This is a genomic window from Algibacter sp. TI.3.09, from assembly GCF_038154905.1.
GTDB lineage: Bacteria > Bacteroidota > Bacteroidia > Flavobacteriales > Flavobacteriaceae > Algibacter.
Genome location: NZ_JBAKAN010000002.1, coordinates 974,127 through 991,434 on the forward strand (window position 1 = coordinate 974,127; position 17,308 = coordinate 991,434).

General features: G+C 33.4%; 15 protein-coding genes. 12 read left to right on the forward strand and 3 right to left on the reverse strand.

Annotated features, from left to right (window positions below; genetic code table 11):
* The 7 genes from V6246_RS11800 to V6246_RS11830 all read left to right on the forward strand — a co-directional run bounded on the left by V6246_RS11800 (nt 1) and on the right by V6246_RS11830 (nt 8,719).
* Entirely contained in the window at nt 1-1,602 is a 1,602-nt protein-coding gene (locus tag V6246_RS11800) for a RagB/SusD family nutrient uptake outer membrane protein (RefSeq protein ID WP_341560694.1), read from the forward strand.
* 12 nt (nt 1,603-1,614) lie between these two features.
* A complete protein-coding gene (locus V6246_RS11805) occupies nt 1,615-2,787 on the forward strand; it encodes a hypothetical protein (RefSeq protein WP_341560695.1) in 1,173 nt (390 codons plus the stop codon).
* Between the two features lie 20 nt (nt 2,788-2,807).
* Nucleotides 2,808-4,766 carry a PKD domain-containing protein gene (locus tag V6246_RS11810; RefSeq protein ID WP_341560696.1) on the forward strand — a complete coding sequence of 653 codons (1,959 nt, stop codon included), beginning with the start codon at nt 2,808-2,810 and terminating at the stop codon, nt 4,764-4,766.
* A 14-nt stretch (nt 4,767-4,780) separates the two neighbouring features.
* Nucleotides 4,781-5,698, forward strand: coding sequence for a polysaccharide lyase family 7 protein (locus V6246_RS11815; RefSeq protein WP_341560697.1), 918 nt, complete (start codon nt 4,781-4,783; stop codon nt 5,696-5,698).
* 152 nt (nt 5,699-5,850) lie between these two features.
* A complete protein-coding gene (locus V6246_RS11820; protein WP_159019082.1) occupies nt 5,851-6,555 on the forward strand; it encodes a FadR/GntR family transcriptional regulator in 705 nt (234 codons plus the stop codon).
* Nucleotides 6,556-6,630: 75 nt separating this feature from the next.
* Nucleotides 6,631-7,917: an MFS transporter gene (locus tag V6246_RS11825; RefSeq protein ID WP_341560698.1), complete on the forward strand. Its 1,287-nt coding sequence runs from the start codon at nt 6,631-6,633 to the stop codon at nt 7,915-7,917.
* Between the two features lie 37 nt (nt 7,918-7,954).
* Entirely contained in the window at nt 7,955-8,719 is a 765-nt protein-coding gene (locus V6246_RS11830; protein WP_159019083.1) for an SDR family NAD(P)-dependent oxidoreductase, read from the forward strand.
* A 56-nt stretch (nt 8,720-8,775) separates the two neighbouring features.
* Here the strand turns inward: V6246_RS11830 and V6246_RS11835 are convergent, their stop codons facing one another.
* Nucleotides 8,776-9,798 (reverse strand): LacI family DNA-binding transcriptional regulator, encoded by a 1,023-nt coding sequence (locus tag V6246_RS11835; protein ID WP_341560713.1) that lies wholly within the window; start codon nt 9,796-9,798, stop codon nt 8,776-8,778.
* Between the two features lie 157 nt (nt 9,799-9,955).
* Between V6246_RS11835 and V6246_RS11840 the strand changes: the two genes are divergently transcribed.
* Both V6246_RS11840 and V6246_RS11845 read left to right on the forward strand, forming a co-directional pair.
* A complete protein-coding gene (locus V6246_RS11840) occupies nt 9,956-11,002 on the forward strand; it encodes a sugar kinase (RefSeq protein WP_159019084.1) in 1,047 nt (348 codons plus the stop codon).
* A gap of 89 nt (nt 11,003-11,091) precedes the next feature.
* Nucleotides 11,092-11,760 carry a bifunctional 4-hydroxy-2-oxoglutarate aldolase/2-dehydro-3-deoxy-phosphogluconate aldolase gene (locus V6246_RS11845; protein ID WP_159019085.1) on the forward strand — a complete coding sequence of 223 codons (669 nt, stop codon included), beginning with the start codon at nt 11,092-11,094 and terminating at the stop codon, nt 11,758-11,760.
* 121 nt (nt 11,761-11,881) lie between these two features.
* Here the strand turns inward: V6246_RS11845 and V6246_RS11850 are convergent, their stop codons facing one another.
* Nucleotides 11,882-12,694 (reverse strand): HAD family hydrolase, encoded by an 813-nt coding sequence (locus tag V6246_RS11850; RefSeq protein WP_341560699.1) that lies wholly within the window; start codon nt 12,692-12,694, stop codon nt 11,882-11,884.
* 126 nt (nt 12,695-12,820) lie between these two features.
* Nucleotides 12,821-15,328 (reverse strand): outer membrane beta-barrel family protein, encoded by a 2,508-nt coding sequence (locus tag V6246_RS11855; RefSeq protein ID WP_341560700.1) that lies wholly within the window; start codon nt 15,326-15,328, stop codon nt 12,821-12,823.
* Between the two features lie 254 nt (nt 15,329-15,582).
* Between V6246_RS11855 and V6246_RS11860 the strand changes: the two genes are divergently transcribed.
* The 3 genes from V6246_RS11860 (at nt 15,583) to V6246_RS11870 (ending at nt 17,280) form a co-directional block, all read left to right on the forward strand.
* On the forward strand, nt 15,583-16,590 hold the full coding sequence (locus V6246_RS11860; protein ID WP_341560701.1) for a LacI family DNA-binding transcriptional regulator: 1,008 nt from the start codon (nt 15,583-15,585) through the stop codon (nt 16,588-16,590).
* 308 nt (nt 16,591-16,898) lie between these two features.
* Nucleotides 16,899-17,066 (forward strand): hypothetical protein, encoded by a 168-nt coding sequence (locus V6246_RS11865; protein WP_341560702.1) that lies wholly within the window; start codon nt 16,899-16,901, stop codon nt 17,064-17,066.
* 46 nt (nt 17,067-17,112) lie between these two features.
* Nucleotides 17,113-17,280, forward strand: coding sequence for a hypothetical protein (locus V6246_RS11870; RefSeq protein WP_341560703.1), 168 nt, complete (start codon nt 17,113-17,115; stop codon nt 17,278-17,280).
* The last annotated feature ends 28 nt before the right edge of the window (nt 17,281-17,308 follow it).

Genomic DNA, 17,308 nt, shown 5'->3' on the forward strand with positions numbered 1-17,308 from the left:
ATGAAAAATATATATAAAAAAATATTAGTAAGTTTTTCTGTAGTAGCTTTAGTTACAAGTTGCGAGAAAGAACTTGATCTTAGTAACCCTACAGCACTTTCAATAGAGGAGTTACTACAAACCAATAACGGTTTTCAATTACTATCTAATGGAGTTTTAGATGCATATCAAAAAGTTCCGGCAAATGAGTTTTTGTTAATCGAGTTAAGATCGGATAATGTTAGAGCAAATTCAGAAAACGGAAATTTTCCTGCAATTAACGCTTATAATGTAGATCCTAATAACGGCGATGTTGCAACATATTATTCTAATAATATGGCTACAATAAAACACGCCAATACTATTATCGACAATCGCTTTTTAGCACCAGAAGACCAGCAGTATACTGTAGGCGAAGCTTATTTCATGCGTGCCTTATGTCATTTTAATTTAGTAAGAGCATATCAAAATGTACCTTATATTGATAAAGTTTTAGATATCACTAAGGATGAAGCTTTAGATTATCCACAATTACCAGAAGCAGATGTTTATGCTAAAATCATTAATGATTTTAAAACTTCTATTGCTTATTTAGATGGTGGTGTGCAAAACAGATACCGCCCTTCTAAAGGTGCTGCTATTTGTTTAGCTGCAAAAGCGTATTTGAGTCAACCTAACCCTAATTATGGTGAGGCTGAACTTTTATTAGCTTCTGTTATCGAAAACAATACAAGTTATAATTACGATTTAATTTTTACCGAAAGAAATAACGCTGATCAGTTTGAGTTTAATGCAGATCCTTTAAACCCTACTACAGATGTTTTAACTGATGCTGAATATTATGCCAACCTAGTAATCGATTATGGGCATGTGTTAGGAAATACAATTTCTGATGGTTATACTGACGGTGCTCTTGACGGATCTTGGTCAAATAGTTCAGCTCTAGAGATTAATGATGAAGTTATTTTTTCAATAGCTTACGATTTAGTGAGTAGTGATAATTATGTAACTAGTGATAGTGGTTTAGATGATCAAGTACAAACGGATTCAGAATCACATAGTTTTGCTATGACGCTACAAGGACCGTCAAATGGTGTAAACATTGCAACTCTTGATTTTTTAGAGGTTATGACGCCTGAATTACAACCTGTAAGATTCTATGCTAGTGTTAATGCATTAGATTACAGTGCAACATTAATAGATAATACAAAAGATACTTTTAATGTTAAGTTCCCAACAAATGGGGAGATTGGAGACAATGACTGGATTGTTTTAAGATATGCCGATGTGTTATTGTTATATGCAGAAGCTATTTTAGGAAACGATGATAGTACTACAGATTCTAGAGCTATTGATGCTTTCAATAAAGTAAGATTAAGAGCAGGTCTAGAAGAAGTAGTTAACTTAACAAAGGCTGATTTATTGGCCGAGAGACGTGTTGAGTTTGTTTACGAGAATCAACGTTTGTACGATTTAATTAGATTTGGTAAAGCTGATGATGTTTTAACAACATTTTCAAATGAAAACAGTTTGTTCTTTACAAACGAAAAGAAATATCTTCCTTTTCCACAAAGAGAAATAGATAATTTACCAAACTTCTATAAACAAAATAACGGATACTAAAACCTGATAATTATGAATAAATATTTGTATAATATAAAGTATATAGTTTTAGGTGCTATGGTATCTATAACTTCTTGTGTCAGCGATGACTTAGCCAATGTAGGAGATTTAGAGGATATTACAGGTCCAACGCCGTTTTACAATTTAACAGATGTTACATCTTCTGAATTCAACTGTGAAAAAGTAGAACAATGGGCTAATTATGATTTTAATTTCCAAGCCGGTTCTAATTTAGCAGTAAATGGAACAATGTATGAGTGGTCAATAACTCCGGCAGAAGGAGTTACTTTTATTAATAAAGATTTACCAATTCTAAAACTTAAAATAGAAGCAGAAAGAGCTGCGGTTGTGGCTCTTGAAAAAGAGATCGCTAAGCGTGAGTTTAAATTACCATGCGAAACTAATCAAGCAAAGATAGATGTCTTAAATGCAGAAATTGTAGACTTTGAAGCACAATTAATAGCAGCCGAGGCAGCGCTTTCAGGCGAGGTATTACAAAATATTTCTGATTTAGAAAATCAAATTAATGAGTTAAGTGATGCCACATTGCAAGATCAAGAATTAATTTTTTCTTTCCCTGGTCCTGGAGACTATACAGTTGGTTTAACAGTAACAGATAATCTTGGTAAATCTAACTATACAGAAAAAATAGTTACGGTAAATCAAGCTGTACCAACAATACCACAACCAGAAATTGGAGAACCTGGTTTTGAGGATAATAGTTTGTTTGACGGCACTGGAGATGGTAGAGATTCTTGGAGAGCACCTAGTAGCAGTGCTTGGGGTAGTGTATTTCAAATTAATTCAAAAGCAGAAGGTGTTTTACCTGATGGATTGCAAGCATCGAAATTTCCAGCAGATGGAACTAGAATAGGTTATCAAGAAATTGAGGTTACTCCAGGGGCAACCTATGTGTTAACTTACTTTAGTGCCTTTGAAGAAAATGCTTTTGGAGATGTTACTGTATCTATAGTAAGTACAAATGCAACAAGTTTAGATGAGGCTAAGTTAGCCGCAAATATTATTGCTTCAAGAACAGATAATAATGTAGGTAGAGTAGGTGATGTTTTCAAAAAGCATGCAATAACTTTTGAAGCAGGAGAAAATGAAAAAGTAATCATTTTACTTACCAATTCTGGTGTTGAAAGTAGATTAGATGCATTTGATATAACAGTTAAACAATAAACCTTCTAAAATTTAATATTATGAATTACAAAATATTTAAAAAATTCAATAGGAGTGTTTTTATGCTCTGCGCTATGTTTTTAGGTCTTACCTCATGTTATGATAGTGGTTATGATGAGTTTATACCACCAACCGGAAATGTAAATAATATTCAACCAAATACTTTGTTTACAACAAGTACAAGTGCTGATGATACGATGTCATTTGTGTTTAGAAGTTATTCAACAGACGCAGCTTCTTATTTATGGGATTTTGGAGATGGTAATACATCAACTGAAGCAAACCCTGATTACACTTATACTGTAGGTGGTGAATATACAGTAACATTAACGACAAAAAGTTCTGATGGTTTAGTTGCTACAGATTCGTCAAATGTAGCACCTATTTTTGTTGATTTTAACCTGGCTACGATAGACTCGGAAGTTACTTTTGAAAATTTAACCTCTGGTGCTAAATCATTAGTTTGGGATTTTGGTGATGGAGAAACTTTAGAATGGGATTTGGAAGATTCAGAAGAAGACGCTGATTTTAATCCTGTACATATATATAAAACAGCTGAAACATTTACAGCAACACTTACAGCAACTACTTTTTTGGGTGTTGAAGTTTCTGCGTCTAAAAGTGTTGAAGGATTAGTGTTATCAACAATTCCTGATTTTACATTTGCCGTTTCAGGTTTTAGCGTACAATTTACAGATGCATCAATATTAGCAGTTTCTCATAGTTGGGATTTTGGAGACGGTACTACCTCAACAGAGGTTAACCCAATACATGTTTATGCTGGCGAAGGTAGTTATGAAGTTACATTAACCACAACAAATGATGCCGGTGTATCTAAAACTATTACACAAGGTGTTCCTGTAGGAGGTGTTCAAGCAACTTTTGCTGCAAAAATTTTGAATGGTTCAATTGATGAGTTTACAGGAAATAAGGATGATAATAATGATGCATGGGAACTAGATCCTCCAAATACATTAAAAGATGGTTCTGATAGTCCTTATTCATGGGCTAATGCCGGTCTTAAGTCTTTAGGAAAGAAAGCGGGAGGGATTACTTCAACTAAGAATTCCGGTACGTATGCTTTAAAATTTGATAGTAGTGATCGTAGAGCGTATCAGCCTTTTGCTGTGGAAGTTGGCGTAGAATATACTATTTCAATGTTTGTTAGAACTAAAGGAACAGAAAATTTTACAGTGTATATCTTAAATAATGAAGTTCAGGATGAGACTGATTTAACAGGAAATAGCGATGCTGTTTATATTGTTTCAGATGTTGATGATTCATATAAGGAATATACGTTTACTTTTACTGCGAGTTCAACAACTGCTGTGTTTTATGGGGTTCCTGATGATAATTCTTCAGCTAATAATCAGTTTTTAGACGATGTATCGATTCAAACACCTGGGTTCGATCAAGATGGGAACGCAACAGGAGTTAATGCAACTTTTGCTGCAGAGATTCTAAATGGTTCAATTGATGAGTTTACAGAGAATAAAGATGATAATAATGATGCTTGGGAATTAGATCCTCCTAATGTATTAAAAGACGGAATAACAGATAGTCCATATACATGGGCTAACGCAGGTCTGAAGGCTTTAGGAAAGAAAGCAGGAGGGATTACTTCAACTAAGAATTCCGGTACTTATGCTTTAAAATTTGATAGTGATGATCGTAGAGCTTATCAGCCTTTTGCTGTCGAAATTGGTGTAGAATATACTATTTCAATGTTTGTTAGAACTAAAGGAACGGAAGATTTTACCGTGTACATATTAAATAATGAAGTTCAGGATGAGACTGATTTAACAGGAAATAGTGATGCCGTTTATGTTGTTTCAGATGAAGAGGATTCATACAAGGAATATACTTTTACTTTTACTGCTAGTTCAACAACTGCTGTTTTTTATGCGGTTCCGGATGCTGGTTCTTCATCAAATAATCAGTTTTTAGATGATGTTTCAATTCAAACTCCAGGGTTTTAATCAATAGATATAAAATGAAAAACATCCGAAAAGAACTATTAGTACTATTATTATCAATAATTCTATCTGGAAACGTTGCTTGTCAAGCACAGAAAAGCAACGTTTCAGATTCGGATATTAAAGTTGAAAATAAAAAGAAGAAGAAAAAAAGGAAAAAGGTAAAGCTTCCGAATATAGATTTGAGTCATTGGAGTGTTACAACACCTGAGCTAAACAAAAAAGGAGGAGCAATGAATATTGAGCCACCTGAAATTTTGAATTACGCTACAGATGAGCGGTTAATACCTTATATGTATAACGATTCTACTAGTGGAGCATTAGTGTTTTATTCTTTTCCTAGTAATGCCACAACGGCAAATACAAAGTACACAAGGTCTGAATTAAGAGAGCAAATGGTTCCTGGTGATAATAACACAAACTGGACCTTTGCAGATGGTGCTAACATGAAAGGGAAACTTGCCATGGGAGAAACTACGAAAGATTCAGAAGGGAAATACCATAGAACTATTATCATGCAAATCCATGGACGTTTAACAAATGAACAAAGAGATTTAATTGGTCAAAAAGATAATAATGCACCTCCAATTTTGAAAATATATTGGGATAAAGGTAAAATTAGAGTGAAAACTAAAGTGCTTAAAGATTTAAGTGCAACCGGTGAAGCTTTATTGCATGAAGACGCTTGGGATGACGATGATGGATTTAATTTTGAACAAGAAGTAGGTTTTAGAAAATTTACGTTAGAAGTTAAAGTATCCGAAGGTAAAATGGTTATTGTTTTAAACAATAACGAGTACAAGGTTTACGAAGATGTTCATATGAGAAAGTGGGGTGTTTTCGAAAACTATTTTAAGGCAGGAAATTATTTCCAATCAAGAGATGAAGGCTCTTATTCTAAAATTAAGTACTACGAATTAGAAGTAAGTCATTAAAAAATAATAAAAAATCTATTTTGATCAGATTAGAAAAAAGATACTAGATAAAACAAGATTAAGAACTTAATCGTTTTGTTTAAATTTAGCACCGTTGTTTGGTTAATTAAAAGAAATATTAACCAATTGGTAGTCATTAAATTGAAAAACATATGAAGTTAGAAGTAGTTACAATAAGCGAAAGTCAGAGAGTTCAAAACGATATAATTGGTAAAATTAGAGATCTTATCAATTTTAAAAACTTGGAGCCTGGAGATAAATTACCTGCAGAGCGAACCTTATCTGAAAAGTTTGAAGTAACACGCTCTAATGTTCGTGATGCTATTCAGAAATTAGAATTCTATGGCTTATTAAAATCTATTCCTCAAAGCGGAACTTTTGTAGCAAACATTGGTGTAATTGCTATGAATGGAATGATTGATGATATTTTAAGATTAGAATCATCAGATTTCAAATCTTTAGTAGAAACAAGAATTTTGTTGGAGTTAAAAACAGTAAGGCTAGCGTCTTTACGAAGAACAGAAGAAGATTTAGAAAATATAAAGGAGGCCTTAGATGCTTATAAAGAAAAAGCTTTGTCTGGAGAAGATGCTGTGCAAGAAGATTTACTTTTTCATTTAGCTATAGCAAAGGCTAGCGGAAATAGTACCATAAACATGTTTATGTTAACTATTACACCGCAAATAATTATCGATTTCGGTAAGTATCATGTTTGTAATATCGATCAGGCAGTTGTAGGAATTCAAGAGCATAATGATATTTACGATGCTATAAAAAAGCAAGACCCCGTATTAGCCAAACAAAAAATGAAGGATCATTTTAAAATACTATATCAATATTGTTATAAGGTTAAATAAATTAAACCTCATTTGAAAAATAACGTGTTCGGTGTATAATCGAATATTTAAATTAAACTTAATTATAATAAACTTATGAAAGTAAAAGGTTTACGTTGGTGGATAATATCTTTAATCTGTCTTGCTACAGTTATTAATTATATTGATAGAACCGCTTTTGGTGTAATGTGGCCAGAAATGGGAAAGGATTTGGGCATGGACGAATCGGATTATGCTATTATGCTTAATGTGTTCATGATAACTTATGCTTTAGGTAAGTTTTTATCGGGTAAGTTATACGATATTATTGGTACACGTATGGGTTTTACAGTATCTATAGTAGTATGGTCTGTGGCTTCTATATTCCATGCATTTGCAAGAGGATTAGTGTCATTAACATTGTTTAGAGCACTTTTAGGACTAGGTGAAGCAGGTAACTGGCCAGGAGCTGTGAAAAGTAATGGCGAGTGGTTTCCAGTTAAACAACGTGCTATAGCGCAAGGTATTTTTAATGCAGGAGCCTCTTTAGGTAGTGTTATCGCTCCAGTATTAATTGCTTATTTATACGGTCATTTTGGTTGGAGAACTACATTTATCATTATTGGTGCAATTGGTTTATTATGGGTAATTCCATGGTTGTTTATCAATAAAACAACTCCAGAAACACACCCTTGGATTACAGATGAAGAGAGAAACTTGATTATGAATAGTAGAACAGAAGCAATTGCTTCTGTAGAGGTGAAAAAAGTTAAAGAAAAAGGATTAAGTGTTCTTCAAATATTAAGTTACAAAGAATCTTGGGGCGTATTAGCATCTCGATTTTTTATAGAACCAATTTGGTGGTTATTTGTAGGTTGGATGCCTTTATACTTACACTCTAAATTTGGGTTTAGTATTGCAGAAATTGGATCGACTATATGGATATCTTATTTAGGAGGTATGGCCGGTAGTTTAATTGGAGGTTGGTACTCTGGTAGACTAATGGAAAGTAAAACTGTTGATGCCGCTAGAAAAATTACAATTACAATTGGATGTTCTTTAATTTTCTTAGGCCTACTGGGTATTATTTTCTTAGTAACAGAGAAAAACCCAATGACTTTTATTTATATAGTTAGTGTTGTGCTTTTCGGATTTCAATTCGCAATCGGGAATATTCAAACAATATCTAGTGATTTACTAAGAGGACCATCGGTTGGTACATTAGCTGGTTTAGCAGGAACAGTAGCTGCATTTTCAGTAATTATAATGAACTTTTTAATTCCATTGATAGCAGAAGTGTCATACACACCAGCTTTTGTTGTAATTGCTGTTTTAGCTCCAATGGCAGTATTGTCAATATTTATCTTAATCAGAAAGATAGAACAAGTAGAGAAAATTAATTAACATCAAACAAGTATATTAAATATTTAAATTAAACGATATGAGTAATTCAAGTGTAAAAGTAGCAGTAATAACAGGAGCTACAGGTGGTATTGGTTTCGAAGTAGCTAAAAGATTAGGTAAAGACGGATTTACTGTAATATTAAACGGTATTGAAGATGAAATAGGTGCACAACGTGTAGAAGAACTTACTGCTGAAGGAATTACTGCTGAATATTTCGGATTTGATATGACAAAAGACGAAGCAGTAACTGAAAACATTACTAAAATTGGTGAGAAATACGGGAAAATTGATGTTCTTGTAAACAACACTGGAGGTATTGGTGTTAGAGCTAGATTTGAAGAAATGACAACTGAACAATACAGATTTGTTATGGCTTTAAACTTAGATTCAGTATTTTTTGCGTCAAGAGCAGCAATTCCTTTTCTTAAGAAAAGTGAAAACCCTAGTATAATTAACTATACTTCTAATGCAGCATGGAATGGTGCAGGACCTGGAGCTGGAATTTATTCAGTATCTAAAGGTGGAGTACAATCTATCACTAGAGCTTTAGCTAAAGATTTAGCTGAATACGGAATTAGAGTAAATGCAGTATCTCCTGGTACTATTGATACACCTTTCCACGCACAAATTAAAGCTACTAAACCAGAAGTTTTTGCTTCTTGGGCAAACAGTGTTTTATTAGGTAGATTAGGTGAGCCGCAAGAAGTTGCTGGTGTTGTTTCTTTCTTAGCTAGTAAAGATGCTTCTTTTATAACAGCTGAAACTATCCAAATTGGTGGTGGACAAGCTTTAGGTATCTAGATAATTACAGATTTAATCAAAATTATAAAGCGTCTTTGTTTAACTACAAAGGCGCTTTATTGTTTTTTAGAAGAGTCTCTAATAATCAGTTCCGCGTTTAAAATAATCTTGTTTAATGTTTGTGTAAACGATTCTTTTTTAACGTGCTTTAAAAACGTTTTAGCAGCTTGTTGTCCTATTTCCGAGCTGTGTTGTTCTATACTAGTAATTGTTGGAGAAACCATGGCTGTAAAAGCTTCATTTCCAAAACCAACTAAAGCAATATCTTCAGGCATTTTAATTTTTTGTTCATTTAAAACCTGAAAAGCACCTAAAGCAGCATAATCTCCAGCAACATAAACAGCATCTGGTCTATTTTTTAAAGCTAATAGTTCAGTCATTTTTTCTCTACCATCTTCAGTAGTTAAGCTACTTTCAATTAATAGTTCTGGATCTTGTGGTAAATTGTATTTTTCTAAAGCATCAACATAACCTCGAATTCTATTGTTAAAAATCCGGGTTCGCTTAAAACCTCCAATATGGGCAATGCGTTTACAGCCTTGTTTTACCAAATGTTCCACAATCATGTGGCTGCTGTTGTAATCGTTAATTCCTATATAGTCCACATTTAAATCGTTTTCACCACGATCAAAAAGAATTAAAGGAATGCCTTTCGATTTTATTTTTTCATAATAACTTAAATCTACAGTTTCATTGGCCATCGAGGCTATAATGCCGTCTACTTGTGTAAACAATAGGGTATCGATATTAGCGCACTCTTTTTTGTAAGATTCGTTAGATTGCGTAATGATGATGTTGTAACCTGCCTTATTTAAAACCTCTTCCATGTTCTGGATTACCGAAGAAAAAAAGTTGCTATTTGTACGTGGTACAATAACACCCACTAAATTACTTTTACCACTTCTTAAAGCACTCGCTAAATGGTTAGGTTGGTAGTTTAAGTTTTTCGCAACTTGTTTTACCGCTTTTTTTGTTTTATCACTAATTCTAGAGTCGTCGTGAAGTGCTTTTGAAACCGCGGCAGCAGATATATTTAAAACGTTTGCAATATCTTTTATGGTTGTTTTCTTTTTCACAATGAAATTTTTTATATATTTGCTTAAACGTTTAAGCAAATATACAGAGTTAGTATTTAGAATCAAAGCACGGTATTTAAAATATAAGGTTTTGATTTATTTTTAAATTTTTGGTTAAACGTTTAAGCAGCTTTAATAAAAACAAATAAGTATTTAAAAAATGGGTAAAGTAGTAACATTCGGAGAAATCATGTTAAGATTAGCTCCTCAAGGATTTTTAAGATTTTCACAAGCAAATAATTTCGACGCTGTTTATGGTGGAGGAGAATCTAACGTAGCAGTTTCTTTAGCAAACTATGGTGTAGATGTTGATTTTGTAACACGCTTACCAAAGAATGATATTGGCGAATGTGCTATGATGGAAATGCGTAAAAGAGGTGTTGGTGTAGACAAAATTGTTTACGGTGGAGATCGTTTAGGTATTTACTTTTTAGAAACTGGTGCTGTATCAAGAGGGTCTAAAGTGGTTTATGATCGTGCACACTCTGCAATTGCTGAAATTGAATCAGGAATGATTAACTGGGATGATGTTTTTGAAGGATGTGAATGGTTCCATTGGACAGGAATTACACCTGCAATTTCTCAAGGTTCTGCAGATGTATGTTTAGAAGCTGTAAAAGCTGCTAGTGCAAAAGGAATTACTATTTCTACAGATTTAAACTACCGTGCTAAATTATGGAATTACTGTGATGATGCTCATAGAGAAGCTGTAATGACTGAGTTAACATCTTACTGTGATATCGTTTTAGGAAACGAAGAAGATGCAGAAATGCATTTTGGTATTAAGCCAGATGGAGCAGCTGTTCAAACAGCAGGACATGATGTTAAAGCTGAAGCTTTCTTATCAGTTTGTAAGCAAATGACAGAGAAATTCCCAAGAGCTAAAAAAGTAATTACTACTTTAAGAGGTTCTATCTCTGCATCTCATAATACATGGGCAGGCGTTTTATATGATGGAAAAGAAATGTTACAAACACGTCAATACCAAATTACTGATATCGTAGATAGAGTAGGTGGTGGAGATTCGTTTATGGGAGGTTTAATCTACGGATTATTAAAATACCCAGAAGATGATCAAAATGCATTAGACTTCGCAGTTGCTGCATCTTGTTTAAAACACACTATTAAAGGTGATGCGAATTTAGTAACCGTTGCCGAAGTTGAGAAACTTATGGGTGGAGATGCTTCAGGACGTGTTGCAAGATAATATATAAGTTTATTTGTTAAGCTGTTGAGTCGTTATTTGCGAATCAACAGCTTAACAGCTTATTTAACTTAACGAATAAATATAAAAAAATGGCACAATTTTCAAGATTAGAAGTGGCTCAAGCCATGAAAGATACAGGAATGATTCCTTTGTTTTTTCATAACGATATTGAACTGAGTAAAAAAGTACTAAAAGCGTGTTACGATGGTGGTGCAAGGTTAATGGAATTCACAGCTCGTGGCGATTTCGCTCACGAAGTTTTTGGAGAATTAACTAAGTATGCTATTGCAGAATTACCAGGTATGATTATGGGTGTAGGCTCTGTTACCGATGGTGCTGCAGCATCTCTTTATATGGCTTTAGGAGCAAACTTTATTGTAACTCCTGTTTTAAGAGAAGATATCGCAATTGCATGTAACCGTAAAAAAGTTTTATGGTCTCCTGGATGTGGAAGTTTAACTGAAATTGCAAGAGCTGAAGAGTTAGGTTGCGAAATCGTGAAACTTTTCCCTGGTGATTTATACGGACCAAAATTTGTAAAAGGAATTAAAGGCCCACAACCTTGGACAAGCATTATGCCAACTGGTGGTGTTTCGCCAACTAAAGAAAATTTATCGGGATGGTTCGATGCAGGTGTAACTTGCGTTGGAATGGGATCTCAATTAATTTCTAAAGATATTATAGCGAATAAAGATTATGCTAAATTAGAGCAAGATGTAAAGGCTGCATTAGCTATTATTGAAGCTGTTAGAAAATAAGCAGAATACTGCTTTAAAAATTAAAAAGCCTTTCTTTTTCTTAGCTGAAAAATGAAAGGCTTTTTTTATTTCTTATAATGAAACACCTCAATTTAGTTAAGGTATTTGAGTTTCGTAATATCTAATCTATTTTAACGCTCTGTATTAAGGTTTCTAAAATAGTTTCTACACCTTGTTCCATATTGCTTTTGGTTTCAAAATTAGCGACTCTTTTTACGTTTGGGTGTGCGTTTTGCATGGCGTAACTAAAATGAGCTAGCTCTAGCATTTGCAAATCGTTGTTATAGTCTCCAAAAACCATAGTTTCATTTTTACCAATTCCCATTTCCTTTTGAAGCATGCTTAGTGCATAACCTTTGTTCGCGTCTTTATGAGAAATATCTAGCCAGTTTAAACCAGAAACCGTGACTTGATAGTCTTTTTCAATGTTTGAAATATGAGGCACAATATTAGCTTCGGAAGATTCAAAATGATAAACAGCTATCTTCATAAAATCATCGTTGGTTACTTTAATTAAGTCGTCAACAATTTTATAAGCTGCGTAATACTCATTGAATTTTGAAATAAATTTAGAATCGTTCGTTTCAATATAAGCCGCTTTTCTTCCGCATAAAACAATATAGCAGCCCGGAACTTCTCGAAGAATTTCAATAGATTTTAAAACATCTTCTGGAGTTAATTTCAATAAAACATTAGTTTCGTTGTTATGTTGCATTAATCCGCCATTTTCAGCAATTATCGAAATATCACTTTTAATGGTGTCAAGTTTTTGTGTAATACTTTGATATTGTCTTCCGCTTGCGGCAACAAAATGAATGTTTCGCTTCTTTAATTCTTCAAATTGATTAAAAAAACGATCGCTTACTTCACTATTGTTGTTTAATAGAGTGCCATCCATATCGGTGACAACAAGTTTAACTTCAGATAAATTCATATAATTTTTTTAAAAAAACAAAAATACAAACTAGAACTGAGAGCGATGTTAGTTAAATATTAAAATAAAAAATCCTGCAAAACTTAACGGTCTTGCAGGATTTCATATGTAATTTATTAAAGGGTATTAAAACTCTTTTTTACCAAACTCACTATCAATAAATTTAGATTTATTTTTTACCGTATTAAATGTGTATGATAGGTTTAGAGATATCATATCTACTTCGTAAACATAATTAGTTGTGGTGTAAAATTGGTCTGGTCTAGAGGTTGTAATACGTTGCTCGTTTGTATTTAATAGACCCATATCTATGTTTTGCCACTGTAGCGTTGCAGTTAAACGATTATCGAGAAATGTTTTTCTAAAAGCTAAATTAGGTGAGTAAAAACGAGAATCTTCGCCCATAGCGGTGTTTCTAGCAGATAGGTAATTCAATGTAAATTGAAGGGATGCATTCTCCCAAAACGAGTAAGTAGAATTTACGTTGAAGGAATATATGGTTGATTCTGTATCGATATCATAAATACGAGAAATACCATCTCTATGGTTAAAATTTAAAACACCATCAATAGCATAATTATACACATTGGCACCAAAAACATTACTCCAGTTTTTAGTTGGTTTAATGGTTGCTCCAAACTCTAAACCGATTGCGTTACTTTTTCCAACGTTAGAATATACACGGTTTATAACGCTATCGATTACGGCGCCATTTGTTTCGTATGCTAACGTGTTTACTCGGTTTATTACATTATCGGTATGTCTGAAATAAGCTGTTGCGTATACGGAGTTTCCATCTTTTAATTTTTTAGTAATACCCAATTCAACTAAATCTATAAATTCTGGTAATAGTGTGTTATCACCTTGCTCAAAAACTTCAGAATGTTCGCGCTCGGCAAAACTATTCATTTTTAAGGTAGTGGTGCGTTCAACACGTTTACTGTAGGCGGCTTTAATATTTGTTTTATCGTTTGCAGCAAATTGTACAGAAGCTGAAGGGAATAATTTCACAAAATCATACTCGTATAAATTGGTTGTGGTTTCGCTTTTTAAAGCTTCAGTATAGGTTCTGTCCATAGACTCTAAGCGAACACCAGCAGCATAATCCCATTTATCTTTTTTACCTGTTAATTGCGCATAACCCGAATGGATGGCACGTTTTAATTGAATATCACTAGAGAATTCTGGCACTAAGTTGCCATCACGCTCATAAACAAATTCTCCTTTGTGGTCGATGTCTCTGTATTGGTAACCTGTTTCTATAGTTCCGAAAGAAAATGGTTTCCAAGCATAATCTAAGTTAAAACGGGTTCCGTAAAGCGGATTGTCGTTGGTGTTGTATTCTTGTTGATAGATAATCGAGTTATCCGGGTGGCCTAAATTATCATTAACTGTTGGGCCTCCTAAAAAAGTATATTCATATAAAAAAGAAGTAGAAAGCTTAGATTTATCGTTAAACTTGTGTGCGTAATCAAAACTTCCTAAGGCAAAATCTCCTTTTCTAATTCTTAAATTGTGGTTGTAATATTCAAAGGTATACAATCTATTTTCTGTTCCAATTGGAGACACCGCATGATTATCGTAATAAACAATATCTGCTAATCTTTCTTTAGTGTGTTTTCCGGCGAAAAAACCTAGTGAGAACTCATCGTTTGGATTTGGTGTAAAATCGACGTTAAAACGTCCGTTATAGCTAATGTCGTCAAAACTACGTTCACCATCCGAAGGTAAAAAGGTTGTTTTATCTTCAGCTTGGTTTACAATAAACATATCACCTTCTCTTCGTCCCGATTTATCATTACGTTGGTAACTGGCACCAAGAGAGATATTCCATTTGTCGCTACGTTTGTTTACGGTAGCATCAAGGCCATAACGTTGTGCTGCTACTTTGGTATCATAAGGTTCTATAGAAGGAAAACCACCGCGAGCATTTATTTGAGCAAAGGTGCCGTTGGTAGCTCCTTGTTTTGTTTTAATATTTAAAATCCCACCTTTACCTTCTGGATCGTACTTTGCAGATGGCGCTGTAATTAGTTCTACGGTTTCTAAAGCATTTGCAGGTAATTGAGCTAAAATAGAAGCGGCGTCGCCTTGTGTTGGTTTTCCGTTTACCAAAACTGTGAAACCTTTGCTGCCACGAACACTAATTTCGCCTTGGCCATCTACAGTTACCGATGGTAGGTTTTTTATAACATCTACAGCATTTCCGCCTTCGGCATTTTGATATTTTTTGGTATCGAATACTTGTCTATCAATTTTATGAACAACTGCAGAACGTTCTGCTTTTAGCAACACCTCGTTTAGTTGGCTACCTAAAGTTAATTTTATAGTACCTAAGTTAATAGCCTGTCCCTTTTTGTTAACCGAAATAGTTGCCGATTGATAAGATGTGTATCCCATAAAAGAAGCTTCTAAATAATAGTTTCCAGGTTTTATGTTTTCTAATGAAAACTCACCTTCTGTGTTAGTTATAACACCAGTAACAAGTTCTGTGTTTTTTTTGTAAAGTGCTGCTGTTGCGTATTCTAAAGGTGCGTTGATATCCCCGTCAATGATTTTTCCGTTTATTTGACTAAAAATGAGTTGGGTTGAGAAAAATAGAAAGGAAAATACAATTGAAATTTTTGTTTTCATTTTAATGAATTTAGTGTGAGTTGGCTATATTGTTTGCAACAAAATTATACTTATTTAATAAAAGTAAATGCTGTTTAAGAAAAAATCGCAAAAGGATCTCTATTTTTAATAATTAATCAGAATATCAGTAAATTGAAAAAATATAATTTAAACAATAAGAACTACTGGTATAAAATAATTATAACTTATATTGAGTAAGGTAATTTGAAAATACTATTTTTGTAAATTGCACTTCTTTATATCTCAAAACTTGTATGGTTACATTAAAACAATTAGCGAAAGAATTAGGCGTTTCAATTTCTACAGTTTCAAAAGCTTTAAATAATAGCGAAGAAATTGGAGAGGATACTGTGAGACGTGTAAAAGAACTTGCAGAACTGTACAATTACAAACCGAACAAAGTAGCGTTAAGTTTAAAAAATAATAAAACCAAAACTATAGGTGTTATTATCCCAAACATTTTAAACAGAATTTTGGCCAAAGTCCTTTTTGGTATCGAAATTGAAGCCGCAAAACATGGTTACAATATCATTACATGTATATCGAATGAATCGTTAGAGAAAGAAAAACAAAGTTTACAATTACTTGCCAATGGGAGTGTAGATGGTTTTATTTTATCGGTTGCTGAAGAAACACAAATTAATAATGAAATTGAACACTTCAAAAAAACCATTAGTCAAGGCTTACCAATTGTTATGTTCGATCGTGTTGCTCACGATGTCATGTGCGACAAGGTTATAGTTGATGACTTTGATGCGATGTACAATGCAACTAAGAGTTTGTTGAAAGAAAAAAGAAAAAATATTGTATTTATTAGTAATATTAACGACCTTAGTGTAGGTAAGTTACGTGAGCGTGGCTATAATAAAGCTATTTTAGAACACGGCGTACAAGAGCCATTAGTTTTAAAGATAAAAAGAAAAAAAGACGATCATCAGAAAAAAATAAAGTCTTTCCTAAAAAAGAATAGAACGGTTGATGCTGTTATAGCAGCCGATAGTTCTTCTGGAGTTATTGCTTTAAATACAGCAATAAATCTAGGTTTAAAAGTACCCAAAGAGTTTTCGGTAATTGCTTTTGCAAGTAAATCGGATTCTAACCACACCATCCCTAAATTAACAACTATTCGTCAGCACGCAAAAGAAATTGGAGTAAGTGCTGCACAAATGTTAATTACTCGCATGCAAAATTTACCTGCCAACGCAGATGTGAAAACTAAGATTGTAAAGACGAGTATTGTTAAAAATAAATCGACTTTATAGCTAATTTTAGCTTTTTCTGTAGAGTTTTACTTTCAATTATCATTTTTTTTAGGTCTTCGTCGCGACCGATTATCGATGTAATGCATTTTGCGCAAGAATAACCTTATTTTTTCAGTAAGGCTAAGCCTTTTTTTGCATGTTTTTTACGGGAAATCCTTTTTTTACTGAAAATTTAAAAGTTTTCTTCTGTACTTTTGTTTCACTGATCTTAAGATAATTACCAGTTTTTTACCCTTTAATTCGTACAAATTATAGGGCCAGGAATCCATTTGCCAAAATTTAAAATAAACCTTAAAAACACGAAGAAAATGAAAGCATTAAAAATCACATTCTTATTAGCATTATTAGTAACAGTATTCACATCATGTACCGAACAAGATTTAAACGACGATAGCTTATTAGCAGAAGATCAAACAGAAAACACAGATACAGGCGGAGACATTGATGAGTTTACAGGCGGCGATATCGACGAGTAAAAGATTAGTAACCAATAATACAATTCACCTTAAAAACATAAATAACATGAAAGCATTAAAAATTACATTCTTATTAGCACTATTAGTTACCATATTCACATCATGCACAGAGCAAGACTTAAACGATGATAGCTTATTAGCCGGAAATGAAACAGAAGTTAACGATACAGGCGGAGACATTGATGAATTTACAGGCGGCGATATCGACGAGTAAAAGATTAGTAACAAATAATACAATTCAC

Coding starts and splice junctions, on each gene's coding strand:
- V6246_RS11870 (WP_341560703.1), top strand. CDS start 17,113: ATGAAAGCATTAAAAATTACATTCTTATTAGCACTATTAGTTACCATA.
- V6246_RS11830 (WP_159019083.1), top strand. CDS start 7,955: ATGAGTAATTCAAGTGTAAAAGTAGCAGTAATAACAGGAGCTACAGGT.
- V6246_RS11840 (WP_159019084.1), top strand. CDS start 9,956: ATGGGTAAAGTAGTAACATTCGGAGAAATCATGTTAAGATTAGCTCCT.
- V6246_RS11800 (WP_341560694.1), top strand. CDS start 1: ATGAAAAATATATATAAAAAAATATTAGTAAGTTTTTCTGTAGTAGCT.
- V6246_RS11865 (WP_341560702.1), top strand. CDS start 16,899: ATGAAAGCATTAAAAATCACATTCTTATTAGCATTATTAGTAACAGTA.
- V6246_RS11860 (WP_341560701.1), top strand. CDS start 15,583: ATGGTTACATTAAAACAATTAGCGAAAGAATTAGGCGTTTCAATTTCT.
- V6246_RS11855 (WP_341560700.1), bottom strand. CDS start 15,328: ATGAAAACAAAAATTTCAATTGTATTTTCCTTTCTATTTTTCTCAACC.
- V6246_RS11815 (WP_341560697.1), top strand. CDS start 4,781: ATGAAAAACATCCGAAAAGAACTATTAGTACTATTATTATCAATAATT.
- V6246_RS11850 (WP_341560699.1), bottom strand. CDS start 12,694: ATGAATTTATCTGAAGTTAAACTTGTTGTCACCGATATGGATGGCACT.
- V6246_RS11845 (WP_159019085.1), top strand. CDS start 11,092: ATGGCACAATTTTCAAGATTAGAAGTGGCTCAAGCCATGAAAGATACA.
- V6246_RS11810 (WP_341560696.1), top strand. CDS start 2,808: ATGAATTACAAAATATTTAAAAAATTCAATAGGAGTGTTTTTATGCTC.
- V6246_RS11825 (WP_341560698.1), top strand. CDS start 6,631: ATGAAAGTAAAAGGTTTACGTTGGTGGATAATATCTTTAATCTGTCTT.
- V6246_RS11820 (WP_159019082.1), top strand. CDS start 5,851: ATGAAGTTAGAAGTAGTTACAATAAGCGAAAGTCAGAGAGTTCAAAAC.
- V6246_RS11805 (WP_341560695.1), top strand. CDS start 1,615: ATGAATAAATATTTGTATAATATAAAGTATATAGTTTTAGGTGCTATG.